The 13,306-nt window shown below is 37.1% G+C and carries 12 protein-coding genes, 1 tRNA gene and 3 riboswitches; of the genes, 12 read left to right on the top strand and 1 reads right to left on the bottom strand.

Going from position 1 to position 13,306, the window contains the following annotated elements; translation table 11 throughout:
• Positions 1 to 218 precede the first annotated feature (218 nt).
• The 4 genes from ACZ5R4_RS20585 (at position 219) to ACZ5R4_RS20600 (ending at position 3,146) form a co-directional block, all read left to right on the top strand.
• Positions 219 to 291 (top strand) — tRNA-Arg (locus ACZ5R4_RS20585).
• A gap of 265 nt (positions 292 to 556) precedes the next feature.
• A complete protein-coding gene (locus ACZ5R4_RS20590; RefSeq protein ID WP_245902254.1) occupies positions 557 to 1,183 on the top strand; it encodes a hypothetical protein in 627 nt (208 codons plus the stop codon).
• 3 nt (positions 1,184 to 1,186) lie between these two features.
• Positions 1,187 to 1,771: a DUF7010 family protein gene (locus tag ACZ5R4_RS20595; RefSeq protein WP_464367922.1), complete on the top strand. Its 585-nt coding sequence runs from the start codon at positions 1,187 to 1,189 to the stop codon at positions 1,769 to 1,771.
• Positions 1,772 to 2,027: 256 nt separating this feature from the next.
• Positions 2,028 to 3,146: an N-acetylmuramoyl-L-alanine amidase gene (locus tag ACZ5R4_RS20600; RefSeq protein WP_464367923.1), complete on the top strand. Its 1,119-nt coding sequence runs from the start codon at positions 2,028 to 2,030 to the stop codon at positions 3,144 to 3,146.
• 13 nt (positions 3,147 to 3,159) lie between these two features.
• Here ACZ5R4_RS20600 and ACZ5R4_RS20605 read toward each other — a convergent pair whose 3' ends face one another.
• Complete coding sequence (locus ACZ5R4_RS20605; RefSeq protein ID WP_464368521.1) at positions 3,160 to 3,354, bottom strand: SDR family NAD(P)-dependent oxidoreductase; 195 nt, start codon at positions 3,352 to 3,354, stop codon at positions 3,160 to 3,162.
• A 169-nt stretch (positions 3,355 to 3,523) separates the two neighbouring features.
• Positions 3,524 to 3,637, top strand: a riboswitch (SAM riboswitch).
• 73 nt (positions 3,638 to 3,710) lie between these two features.
• Positions 3,711 to 3,817: riboswitch (SAM riboswitch) on the top strand.
• A 102-nt stretch (positions 3,818 to 3,919) separates the two neighbouring features.
• On the opposite strand from ACZ5R4_RS20605, the gene ACZ5R4_RS20610 reads away from it, so the two are divergent.
• The 8 genes from ACZ5R4_RS20610 to ACZ5R4_RS20645 all read left to right on the top strand — a co-directional run bounded on the left by ACZ5R4_RS20610 (position 3,920) and on the right by ACZ5R4_RS20645 (position 13,287).
• On the top strand, positions 3,920 to 5,716 hold the full coding sequence (locus tag ACZ5R4_RS20610; protein WP_109983524.1) for a PLP-dependent aspartate aminotransferase family protein: 1,797 nt from the start codon (positions 3,920 to 3,922) through the stop codon (positions 5,714 to 5,716).
• A 33-nt stretch (positions 5,717 to 5,749) separates the two neighbouring features.
• Complete coding sequence (locus tag ACZ5R4_RS20615; protein WP_054859920.1) at positions 5,750 to 6,754, top strand: aliphatic sulfonate ABC transporter substrate-binding protein; 1,005 nt, start codon at positions 5,750 to 5,752, stop codon at positions 6,752 to 6,754.
• Between the two features lie 104 nt (positions 6,755 to 6,858).
• Positions 6,859 to 7,632, top strand: a complete 774-nt coding sequence (locus ACZ5R4_RS20620; protein WP_464368522.1) for an ABC transporter permease — start codon at positions 6,859 to 6,861, stop codon at positions 7,630 to 7,632.
• 12 nt (positions 7,633 to 7,644) lie between these two features.
• Positions 7,645 to 8,382: an ABC transporter ATP-binding protein gene (locus ACZ5R4_RS20625; protein WP_425454563.1), complete on the top strand. Its 738-nt coding sequence runs from the start codon at positions 7,645 to 7,647 to the stop codon at positions 8,380 to 8,382.
• Positions 8,383 to 8,404: 22 nt separating this feature from the next.
• Positions 8,405 to 10,084, top strand: a complete 1,680-nt coding sequence (acsA, locus tag ACZ5R4_RS20630; protein WP_109983521.1) for an acetate--CoA ligase — start codon at positions 8,405 to 8,407, stop codon at positions 10,082 to 10,084.
• Between the two features lie 18 nt (positions 10,085 to 10,102).
• Positions 10,103 to 10,212: riboswitch (SAM riboswitch) on the top strand.
• A gap of 181 nt (positions 10,213 to 10,393) precedes the next feature.
• Positions 10,394 to 11,293: an alpha-hydroxy-acid oxidizing protein gene (locus ACZ5R4_RS20635; RefSeq protein WP_054859921.1), complete on the top strand. Its 900-nt coding sequence runs from the start codon at positions 10,394 to 10,396 to the stop codon at positions 11,291 to 11,293.
• Between the two features lie 549 nt (positions 11,294 to 11,842).
• On the top strand, positions 11,843 to 12,088 hold the full coding sequence (locus ACZ5R4_RS20640) for a glutaredoxin family protein (RefSeq protein WP_054787044.1): 246 nt from the start codon (positions 11,843 to 11,845) through the stop codon (positions 12,086 to 12,088).
• Positions 12,089 to 12,267: 179 nt separating this feature from the next.
• On the top strand, positions 12,268 to 13,287 hold the full coding sequence (locus ACZ5R4_RS20645; protein WP_054859923.1) for a sugar-binding transcriptional regulator: 1,020 nt from the start codon (positions 12,268 to 12,270) through the stop codon (positions 13,285 to 13,287).
• Positions 13,288 to 13,306 lie beyond the last annotated feature (19 nt).

Below are 13,306 nucleotides of genomic sequence, written 5' to 3' on the forward strand. Positions count from 1 at the left end.
ATTAACATCATAACTTAATGGTCAAAAAAGGTCAAAAGATTTGATTGACTTTTGACCTTCTTGGATGGATGATCTTTTCGTCTATTATAATCTATGTTCATCCTACCCGAAAATAACATAATTTAAACAATCAATTCAATTGTTGCAAAAGAAAAATATAGATTTCGTTGAAATTAATTATATCTTTCGCTATAATTAATCTTGTCGTATTTTTTCATGCGCCCGTAGCTCAGGGGATAGAGCAATGGTTTCCGGTACCATGTGTCGGGGGTTCGAATCCCTCCGGGCGCGTAATATCCTTGTATATGATGTCAATAAGCTCATTGAATTGCATATAGGTAATAAAAGCACCTCTCTTCCGTCTACCTAAGTAGTTAGCCGGAGGAGGGGTTTTTTGTTCCAAAGAAAGTCGAAAAATAATTGAATGAAATCGAATAAACAACGAACAAAATAATGATGACATTATCAAAGTTTTTAGTTACAGACGCTTTTTCCATAGTAATATCCTACAAATAGTGATAAAATCCTATTAAATATACATAGGAAGGAAATGAGCATGAAGAAATTATTAGTTTTTTTATTCTGTATTATATTTTTAACTGCTTGTGGATTCGAAGTCGAGAAAAATGAAGAAGAAGGAAAAGAAGCTATAGATACAGATACTAAAGATTCAGAACCAAATCAGAATGACGATAAAGAAGCGGTTGAAGTAGATAAAAACTTATTAAGTGTGGAAGTTACCATACCTTCCTCTATGATAGAATCTACCGATGAATCGATAGCGAAAGCTGAAGAGGAAGGGTTAAAAGTAACAGAGAATGAAGACGGAAGCTTGACTTATAAAATGTCAAAATCCAAACACAAGGAAATGATGAATGAAATAAAAAAACAATTAGATCAATCCATGGAGGAGATTAAGACAAGTGGTGACTTCCCGTCAATTCAAGACATTACATCCAATGAAGATTTTTCAGAGTTTCATTTAAGTGTTGATAGAGAAGGGTATGAAAATAGTATGGACGGTTTTGCTGTGCTGGGAATTGGAATAACAGGAATGATGTATCAACTTTATGATGGAGCATCTCCAGATGACTATGATGTCACGATCAATGTTAAAGATTCTAAATCAGATGAGGTATTTGACACCATTCATTACCCAGAAGATATGCAAACAATGGAGTAGCTTATGAATGATGAAAATTTTAAAAAAGAAGGGGAAATTAGTTTGCAAATTAATGATCTCCGTAAAAGATTATCGATTAGTGGGAAAAATGGTGTTTCCTTTTTGTTGTCAGCTGTAATCATTTGGTTAATTATTACCATAATATTTTTACAACCAATCACACTAGAACTAAAAAATATTTATATGTTATTCTCAACGGGATTAATGTTTCCTTTATCGATGGGTCTTTCCAATCTCTTGAAAGCAGATTGGAAATTTGAAGGTAATCCCTTAGGTAAGTTAGGAGTATTCTTGAACATTGCTCAGCTCGTATATTTTCCAATTCTTTTTTGGGCGATAGGTAAAAGCCCAGAAGAAGCTATTATCTTTTTTTCCATCATTACAGCAGCACATTTTTTCCCTTATGGATGGTTTTACCTTTCAAAGCCTTATTTTATAATGGCTCCAATTGTATCATTTGCTATTATCTTAATTGGATGGAATTTAAATCAGAATGAGTTGTGGTTAATACCGTTTTCTATGATCATATTTTTGCTTATTTTAACTATACTTCTTTATATTGATTACAGGAAAAAATTGAATTCATAACGTTTATTCCATTAGTACAACAATTTAAGCCCCCTCCGGGTGCATTATCTTATAAAAGAGCTTCACTAAAATCGTTTAATCGATGTAGTGGGGCTTTTTTATGTATAAATAAATGATCTTTATTCATGGAGACTATTCAGTAATTATGACTAATCATCATATTTCTACAAAAATCGATAAAAAATAGGTTTAGTATTGGTCACTTCTGGGTATCAGAAACTATCGAGTAAATCCTGAAAAAGGAAGTGATATTGTTTTGATAAAAAAGAGTACAGCCATCATCTTATTTTTATCGTTTTTCTTTGTTTTCCCTTTGATTATAGAGGCAGAGGGGAAAACATATCATGTGGGAGCAACAGATTTACATGTGCGCTCAGAGCCATCTTTAAATGGACAAATTCTTGGTAAATTACAAGCTGGAGATCAAGTACAAGTGTTTGATGAGGCATATGGCTGGTATAAAACCTTTTATAATGGGAAAGAGGCTTGGATAGCTTCACAATTTTTAATGGTGGAAGAGCAAGAGCGAGCAGCTACTAATGATAGTTTAAACGATGTTTCTATTACTGCCACTGGTGTTCGGATTCGTTCAGGACCAGGTACAAATTATCCTATTATCGGTTTTACAACAATTGGAGAGTCTTTTTCGGTCGTTGATACTGAAGATCAATGGATAAAAGTAGATTTAAAGAATGGTAAAATTGGATGGATTGCGGGCTGGTTGACGAATCATCAAAGTACCACATACATACCTGAAGAACCATCAGCCCAGGCTACGTCAGATACAGAGCAATCTGTGGAACAAACAGCTACTACAACTACGGTAAGCAATGAGCAGAACTTAAATGGCTTTAATATTGTGCTCGATCCAGGGCATGGTGGCATGGATCCTGGAGCCATAGGACTTGGGGGTATCTTTGAAAAGGATGTCATTATGGAGGTGCTTTCTGAGATAGCAAGTGAGCTCCGTCAAGCAGGTGCAACGGTATTATTAACGAGAAGTAATGATAGCTATGTAGATCATGCCACCCGCTTGAGAATAAGTCATGCTTATCAGACTCATGCTTTTATAAGTCTACATTTTAATGCAAGTCCAATAGTTTCTGCTAATGGAATTAGCACACACTATTTTGGCCCAGATAGTAAAGAGCTTGCCTATGAAATGCAGTCCTCTTTATCTCAACATGTCACAATGAGAGATCGAGGGGTTCGAAGTAGTAATTTCTATGTACTAAGAAACAATCAAAATAAAGCACTCCTATTAGAAATGGGATTTATTACGAATCCTCATGACTTACTCACAATCCGAACAAGGGACTATCAAGATAACTTAGCAGAAGGGATCACCAAAGGTCTTTTAGCTTATTTTAAATAGAGAAGTGGCTGCATCAAATGGATGCAGGCGTTTCTCTATCATCGGAAATATTAATAACGGCAATGCGTGCACCTTTCTTGGCTAATTGCAAGCATGTTTCTCGTCCGATACCACTTTCACCTCCTGTTACGATGGCAACTTTTTTTTGTAGTTGGTCATAATAAAACCTCCTTCTAGGATGACTATTTTTTTGAAAACATAAATGAATGGATTAAAAAAAAGCTATTTCATGTCGATATAAATCATGAATACTCTTAAAAGAAAAATATTCAATAATTTATAAATACTTGTTGACAGTGGTGGTCTACCATGCTAAAGTATGTAATAACTAAATTAAATATAAGTAATCCACTCGGAATTACAATATTTGACATTAAATCTTATCAAGAGAGGTGGAGGGACTGGCCCTATGAAACCTCGGCAACCATTAAGCACAAAGGCTTAATAAAGGTGCCAATTCCACTAAGTGATCATGCTTGGAGAGATAAGAGAGCGAATTATTCAGACTGAATCCTCTCTATCTCCATGTAGAGAGGATTTTTTGATCCGATAAAAATTAAATAGCTCTTATCAAGAGAGGCAGAGGGACTGGCCCGATGACGCCCAGCAACCATTAAGCTTCAGCTTAAAAGGTGCTAAATCCTGCAGGAAACATTCCTGATAGATAAGAGGGAGACAGCTGGTAGATAACCAAAGCCTTCTTCTTGTCGAAGAAGGCTTTTCTTTATACTTATATTAATTAAATGAATGGAATATTCAAGGAGGAAACTAACATGACAGCTTTTAAAAATTCAACGTATGATGCGGAGACCTTAAATTTACACGGTGGTCAGGCGCCTGATCCAACAACAGGTTCAAGAGCAGTGCCTATCTATCAATCTACTTCGTTCGTTTTCCATGACACAGAACATGCAGAGAGACTATTTGCACTTGATGAACCAGGAAACATCTATTCAAGAATTGGTAATCCAACTGTCGATGTTTTTGAGAAAAGATTAGCCCTTTTAGAAGATGGCGTTGCAGCAGTTGCAACAGCTTCGGGGATGTCAGCCATCACCCTATCGATCTTAAATCTAGCAAGTGCGGGAGACGAAATTGTTGCAGGTGTGAACTTGTATGGCGGAACCTATAATCTGTTTGCTGTAACATTACCAAGATACGGAATCAACGTAAAATTTGTAGACCCAACCGATCCTGAGAATTTCCGTCAAGCCATCAATGAAAATACGAAAGCAGTTTATGGCGAGATTATCGGAAATCCAGGCCTTCAAGTATTGGATGTAGAAAAAGTTTCAGAGATTGCTCATGAGGCAGGTGTACCATTGATCGTTGATAATACATTTGCCACACCTTATGGTTGTAAACCAATCACATTAGGTGCTGATATTGTGGTTCATTCTGCGACAAAATGGATAGGTGGTCACGGTACATCGATTGGCGGAATTATAGTTGATGGAGGTCGTTTTAACTGGAATTCAGAAAAATATCCTCAATTTACTGAACCAGATCCGAGCTACAATGGAATTCGTTATGCAATAGACTTTGGAACATTAGCATTTATCACAAAAGTGCGTGTCCAGTTATTGAGAGACTTCGGTGCGGCACTTAGCCCATTTAATGCCTTCCAGTTACTACAAGGATTAGAAACACTTCATTTAAGAGTGGAAAGACATAATCGAAATGCTCAGGAATTAGCAGAATATCTAGAAGAACACGAAGCGGTGGAATGGATTCGATATCCAGGATTGGAAAGCCATCCATCACACGCACTAGCGAAGCGTATTTTGAACAATGGCTTTGGCTCAATCATTGTCTTTGGGATTAAAGGTGGACGAGATGCAGGTAGAGATCTAATCAATAATGTTTCTCTATGGTCCCATGTAGCCAATGTTGGAGATGCTAGGTCATTAATTATTCATCCAGCTTCTACTACTCATCAACAGTTAAGTAAAGAGCAATTAGAGGAAACAGGAGTAACAGAAGAGCTTGTTCGTTTATCTGTAGGAATCGAATCAATTCGTGATATTCAAAATGATCTTGATCAAGCACTTGCCAAAGCAACAGGAATCGGTGCAGATGAAGCAAAACAAATCGTCGTAAATGATGAAGGGGTAATTAAATGGGCATTAAATTCTCCATATGAGCGGGTAATCGAGAATGGGGAAGAGGTGACTCGCCAAAAAACATTGGCTATTGTTGGTCTGAGTGGGAAGGAAGCAAGACCGAGCTACCGTCTAGCAAGAAAAATGCAACGTCTTGGATATAAAATTATTCCAGTTAATCCAAGGGAAACAGAGATTTTAGGAGAAAAAGCATACCCAGATTTAAAAAGTGTTCCTGTTCCTATTGACATTGTACAAGTTTTCCGTAGCCCTGATGCTGCGGTAGAAGTAGCAAAAGAAGCGGTGGAAGTTAAACCAAAAGTATTCTGGCTACAGGAAGGTGTTGTTTCACCAAAAGCAGAAGAAGTGGCAAGAGAAGCAGGGTTACAGGTTGTACACAATAGATGTACGTACAAAGAAGCCCAGCGGTTAAGAGGAACAATTTCCACTTATGCTTGTGAAATTTAATAGAAAAGAAAATAAAAAAGGGGACAATCTATCATGAAAAGAATACCATTAATAGATTTACGTAGTTTTTTAGCTATCGCGCTTTTTGGTTTCATTCTTGTTATTGCATCAGGCTGTGCAGCAGCAGAAGGAGAAACAGAGGGAAAGCCTGAAAAAATCCGTTTAGATTATGCTTATTATTCGCCAACAAGCTTAGTATTAAAGAAATTCGAATGGGCAGAAGAAGTTTTTGCGGAAGAAGATATAGAGGTGGAGTGGACATTAAGTCAAGGAAGTAATAAAGCATTAGAGTTTTTAAGAAGTGATAGTATTGACTTTGGTTCATCGGCAGGTGCTGCAGCCTTAATCTCTAAGGAGAGTGGTGCACCAATAGAGAATGTATACATCTATTCGAAGCCAGAATGGACGGCATTAGTAACGAATGAAGGCTCAGGAATTGAATCCATTAAAGATTTAAAAGGAAAGAATGTTGCAGCAACTATGGGAACAGACCCCTTCATCTTTCTAGTAAGAGCATTGGATTCAGAAGGCTTAACGATTAATGATATTACATTGACTAACCTGCAGCATGCAGATGGTGGTTCAGCCCTTGTATCAGGCGATGTAGATGCATGGGCAGGGCTTGATCCACATATGGCAAAATTAGAATTAGAAGAAAATGCGCAATTATTCTTCCGTAATGCAGACTTAAACACGTATGGCTTTTTAAATGTTCGTCAAGAGTTTGCAGACAAATATCCGGAATATGTAAATAAAGTAATTGAATTGTATGAGCGCGCTCGTAATTGGGTTTTAGAGAATCCTGAAGAAGCAGCTCAACTATTAGCAGAAGAAGCAGATATAGATTTAGAAGTAGCCAAGATACAAATGGAACGAAATGATTTTTCTAATGCAATACCTGGTCAAGTTCATGAGGATGCGATTGTGGAAGCAGGAAAGGTATTACAGGATGCGGATGTACTAAATCCAGATGCGGATGTAGAAAAATTAACACAAGAATTAATCAATCCTGAATATGCAAAAGAAATAATAGAATGAGATGGTAGGGAATTAGAGGGGGAACAATCATGGCAGATAACCAAGAATTAACAAGTGGAGCCTATATAGATAAGGTTAATCAAAAAGATGATAAGGCCAAGAATATGAACAAACATTCAACCGTTAAGACAATTTTACTTGGCAGTATCATCCCAATTCTATTAATTATTGCTTGGGAGCTAGTTTGCCGTGCAGGTATTGTTCCTTCTTATCAGCTCCCAGCACCATCAACTATTGTAGAAAAAATTTATAACATGGCCCAAGATGGTACACTATGGGGGCACATTGGTATTACGACATATAGAGTGTTTGTTGGATTTATTTTAGGAACAGTCATAGCAATTATATTAGGTTCATTTGTAGGTTTTTATAAAAAAGCAGAGCAATTATTTGATCCATTAATTCAAGCTTTTCGTTCTATCCCTTCCTTAGCATGGGTACCACTCTTTATTTTATGGATGGGTATTGGTGAAACATCTAAAATAGTGATGATAGCAGTTGGGGTATTTTTTCCTGTCTACTTAAACATTGTAAGTGGAATTATTGGAGTTGATCGCAAGCTGATTGAAGTGGGAAAAATGTATGGACTCAATACATTTCAGCTAATAAAAAGAATCATACTTCCTGCATCCATGCCATCCTTTTTAGTTGGCATGCGCAGCGGCTTAGGCCTTGGCTGGATGTTTGTTGTGGCAGCAGAATTGATGGGAGCCAGTCAAGGTCTTGGATTCCTGCTTACCTTCGGTCAAAACATGGCACAGCCTGAAACGATTTTAGCTAGTATTATTTTGTTCGCCATTATCGGTAAATTTACAGATTGGATACTGAAAAAAATCGAAACAAAATCACTTCACTGGCAGGATCGCATGGGACAATAACAGGAAGGAATGATGGACTTGAGTTTAGCTTTACGAAAGGTAAGTCGTACATTTAATGGAACAACAGCAGTGAAAGATGTCAATCTTGAGGTCAAGCCTGGCGAGATTATCGGCCTATTAGGCACAAGTGGTTGTGGAAAAAGCACCCTACTTCGTGCCATTTCCGGTTTAGATGCAGAATACGATGGTGAGATAGAAATCAATGGAAAAGTTTCAAAGGAAATACATGATACTACTGGTTTTATCTTTCAAGAGCCCAGACTTTTACCATGGTTAAATGTATTAGAGAATGTAACATTTGGCTTGAACGGTAAAAGAAAAGATAAAGAAAATCGAGCGATTGAATATTTAGCTAGTGTTGGTCTAAAAGGGAAAGAAGCATTGTATCCAAGAGAGTTATCAGGTGGAATGGCACAAAGGGTAGCTATTGCCAGAGCTTTAGTAACATCACCAGAAATTTTATTACTTGATGAACCGTTTAGTGCATTAGATGCTTTTACGAAAATGCAGCTACAGGATTTATTGCTTGATGTGTGGAAATTATATCAATCTACTATCGTATTAGTGACCCATGATATTGACGAAGCACTATACTTATGTGATCGAGTGATTATTCTTCGAGGACAGCCAGGGGTGGTCAAAAAAGAAATAACTATTGATCAAACAAGACCAAGAGATCGAGCAAGTGAACAATTAGCCAAGATAAAATCAGATATACTAGCATCACTTGACTTAAACCATAGAAGTTAACCGTTGTAAGGGGGCATAACACGTGACACAACAACTAGTGAAACCTATTCCAAGTTTCGAAGCAGACCACAATTTAGCCAATTATGAACAAATTCAAGCGTCATTTGATTGGAAAGAAGCAAAAAATTACCTATCGAATGCTGTGAAGCAAGGAAAGATCAATGCTGCTTATGAAACGATTGATCGCCATGTAGAAGAAGGCTTTGGTAATAAGATTGCGATACATTATATAAATGGAACAGAGCGAAAGTCCTATACATTTAAAGAAATAAAAGATAAAACAGATCATTATGCTAGGATTTTAAAAGAAAAGGGAGTCAAAAGAGGGGATCGTGTTTTTGTATTTTTACCAAAAACAGCAGAATGCTATATTGCAATCTTAGCGGTTATCAAAGTAGGAGCAATCGCAGGGCCGCTTTTTGAAGCCTTTATGGAAGAGGCGGTAAAGGATAGGATGAATGATTGTGGAGGAACGGTACTAATTACTGATCAACAACTAGTAGGAAGAGTTCCACAAAAAGAGATTCCTAGTCTACATACTATTTTATTTGTAGAAGACTTGGAAAAACAACCTTTAGTACCTGTTGAAGGTGATGAGCTTGTAGAATGGGTTGACTGGGAAGATGGTTTAATAATTCATTATACAAGTGGATCAACTGGAAAGCCTAAGGGTGTGTTACATGCCCACCGAGCCGTTCAGCATCATATCGTAACAGGTAGATGGGTGCTCGATATGAAAGATGAGGATGTCTATTGGTGTACCTCTCATCCGGGGTGGGTGACTGGTAGTGTGTATGGATTGTTCGCCCCATTATTAAACAGAGCAACGGTGGTGGTTCAAGGGGGCAGATTTAAAGCAGAGAGTTGGTATTCGTTAATTGAGGAATTAGGTGTTACGATTTGGTATAGTGCCCCAACCGCATTTCGAATGCTGTTATCACAAGGAAAACTCCATGAAAAATATGATCTATCCTCTCTCCGTCATGTATTAAGTGTTGGAGAGCCACTAAATCCCGAAGTTATTAATTGGGCTTGGGAAAATCTCGGTGTACGAATTCATGATACGTGGTGGATGACAGAAACGGGTGGTCACTTAATTGTAAATCTACCATCTGAAAAGATTAAGCCAGGTTCAATGGGGCGACCACTACCAGGAATGGAAGTTGGTATTCTTGATGATGAAGGAAATATCCTGGATAGTGGTGAAGTAGGACAATTAGCAGTAAAAACTCCTTGGCCAGGCTTGATGAAGGAGATATGGGGAAATAAAGATAAATTTCAATCGTATTTTCAATATGAAGGCTGGTATCTTTCTGGGGATTTGGCCTTACAGGATGAAGAAGGCTATGTCTTTTTTCAAGGTAGAAATGATGACATGATAAATTCTGCAGGGGAAAGAATTGGTCCATTTGAAGTAGAAAGTAAATTAATCGAGCATCCAGCTGTTGAAGAGGCTGGGGTTATTGGAAAGCCAGACGAATTACGTGGTGAATTAGTCAAGGCATTTATTACTTTACGTCAGGGCTTTACAGAGTCAGAGGAATTACTCGATGAGATTCGCTTATTTGTTCGCAAAAATCTTTCAGCACATGCTGCTCCTCGCGAAATAGAAGTAGTAGAAGAGCTACCAAAAACGAAAATTAGTGGAAAGATTTTGCGAAGACAATTGAAAGCACAAGAAATTCAAAAACAACAAACATGAAAAAAATAATACAACATACTCTTATTAAGAGCGGTGGAGGGAATGGCCCAATGAAGCCCAGCAACCTATAAACTCAATGTTTACAAGGTGCTAAATCCAGCAAACGTCAAAAGTTTGGAAGATAAGAGGGAAATAACTCTCTCTTGTTTTGATGAACAGGAGGGAGTTTTTTTCTTAAAGAAAAGCCGTCTTTAGGACATCGCCTCTAGGATTCGAAAGCGTCAAAGAAGCGTCCCTTTGACTAACGGACGGTCGCGTACCCTTTTGGGTTAAGGATAAGGAAAACCATTTACAATAGGAGGAGACAACATGACAGTAACCAAAATGAACTGGATCAAATTATTAGAGGAAGAGGCAAAACAAAAATTGACACCAACTGTGTTGGAATATTTAAATAGAAGTACGGAATCTACTTACGGTAATGAAGAAATAAAATTCAATAATCCGAAGAAAACGATCAATAAATTGCCTACAATACTATTAGGTGCAGTGGGAGCACAAACTTATTTCCATGAAGATGGTGAACTAGCGACAGCAAAAGCAGCAGCTGAAAAAAATATCCCTTTTATAGTAGGCATCAATTCATCCTACAGTGTGGAGGAAATTAGTGATGTATCCAATGAACATACATTATGGTTTTCCGCTAATCTATTACAAGACATTGATTTAACAAAGCACTTCGTCCAACGGGCAGAATTAGCAGGATATCAAGCCATTGTTATCCCATTATCAAATAATTCGGTTAATGGTATGGATTCGTGCGAAAAAGGTAATGGGAATTTTGTCGTAGATCCTATTTTTCATCGAAAAGCTTATGGAAAAGATAAAGAAGCTTTTCAACAGTTAATTCTTTCTGAATATAATACTTCGTCAGTCAATTGGGAGAAGATTAATTACCTTCAACAGTTCACGACATTACCTGTGTATCTCCAAGGTGATGTACAAGAACAAGACATTCGACAAGCCCTAAAATACCGTATTAGTGGAGTGATTTTGCCGAATGGGCTGAAGTTGAGGGCAATGAGAGATATAGTAGGAGAAGCATTTCATCTGATTGTGGAAACTGATGTTTATTCCAAGGAGGATATACAGTACTATTTGGCATCTGGCGCCGATGCAGTTTCTATTCAGAAGGCTTATATTTATGGGCTGAGTACAGATGGAATAAGTGGAGTTAAAAAGGTCATCGATCAATTGATATCATATTAGGAAGCAACTGAATCTGGGACAAAACTGAATAGAGAAGATGAGAATCTGAACGGTACTATGATTGAACGTAGTCAAAATACATATTTTTTTCTTTCTTATTGTCCCAGTTTCATATAACATTTGTCCTGCAATTGAGTAAAGTTAGTTGCTTATTTTGCAAGTCACACTCTCATTTTTGCAACTATCTCCATAATCTTGCAAGTCACACTCTCTTTTTTGCAACAAGCTCCATATTCTTGCAAGTGACGCTCACATTTTTGCAACAAGCTCCATATTCTTGCGAGTTACGCTCACATTTTTGCAACTAGCTCCATATTCTTGCAAGTTACGCTCACATTTTTGCAACAAGCTCCATATTCTTGCAAGTCACACTCTCATTTTTGCATCTCACTCTTTATTGCTATTAAATCACTTTCTGAATAATCTGACCACCATCTGTTCATAATTTATCTTAATGCGATACTAGTGAACATTTGTTTAAAAAATTTTAGTAATAGGATATAGTAAATTAACAGATAATAATTCTAATACGAGAAATGAGGGTAATTATTGATTGTTAAATTATATGGGAAGAAGGACTGCTCCCTATGTTTAGATGCAAAGATATTATTAGAAATATTACAAGAAGAGTATGGTTTTGAGATAGAAGTAATTGATATTTATCAAGATGAGACATTATTAGATAAATTTCATTTAATCATCCCAGTTGTCGAGATAGAAGGGGAAATTGTCGACACAGAAATAATTGATCTACCTAAAATAGAAAATTTTCTGAAAACAATTCAGCAAAAATAGTTGAGTCATTCCATACATTTTGATACAATTATTTTGGAAGTTAATTTAGCCATCCAAAATTACTAACCAAATTAGGGAAATGAAGGCTTTCATGACGAAAAGCCCAATTTTTTGTAGTGAGTGGGACGTAATTTGGCTAGGAGGGACATATTTTTCCCGGAGAAAAGGAGCGTTTCTGTTTGAAGGAATTATTAGATATTCAAGAAAAATTGTTCCCAGATATTTTAGATGTCATGCAAAAACGATATAAAATTCTACAATTTATTCAGCAAATGCAACCGATTGGCAGAAGAAGTTTATCTGAAAATATTAATTTCAAGGAACGTCTAGTAAGGGCTGAGATTGAATTTCTAAATAAGCATGGATTTATCATCGTCACTTCAAAGGGAATGCGCGTGACGGAAGAAGGAAACGAGATTATTGTCAAATTGGCGCAATTCATGAATGAAATTTCCGAATTCCGTGTTTTAGAAAACCAAATTAAGGATAAATTACAATTGGAGCATGTTATTATCGTTTCTGGGAATAGTGATGTGCATACAACGGTAAAACAGGAACTTGGGAAAGCATGTGTCCAGTACTTAAATACGATCTTAACTTCCAGTCAAACGATAGCTGTGACAGGTGGCACGACAATGACAGAACTTGCGAATCAAATGAAGCCACTCGAACATGCTAGAAATTGTACCTTTGTACCGGCTCGCGGTGGTCTCGGTGAACAAGTAGAGATTCAAGCTAATACCATTTGTGCGCAAATGGCGAAAAAAGCAAATGGTCAATATCGCTTGCTATATGTACCAGATCCCTTAGGAGAAGAGTCTTACCATACGATCATTGAGGAACCGACTATCAAAGAGATCCTTGATCTGATACATGATGCAAGAGTTGTTCTTCATAGTATTGGTGATGCTGTAACGATGGGTAAACGAAGAAAAGCATCCGATCACGTATTGGCAAAGCTGGAAAAAGGAAATGCTGTCAGTGAGGCGTTCGGTTATTACTTTGATGAGGATGGTCAAGTAGTCTATAAGGCAAGAACTGTAGGAATACAGCTAGAAGATCTTGAAAAAGCAGACTATGTAGTAGCCGTAGCTGGAGGTAAATCAAAGGCAAAAGCTATCTATTCATACTTCAAACAAGGGAAAAGCAATGTGCTGATTACAGACGAGGCAGCAGCAAAAGAGTTATTAAAGGGTTAATCCCCTTTAAATATAAAAT

The organism is Gracilibacillus sp. JCM 18860, assembly GCF_055395245.1.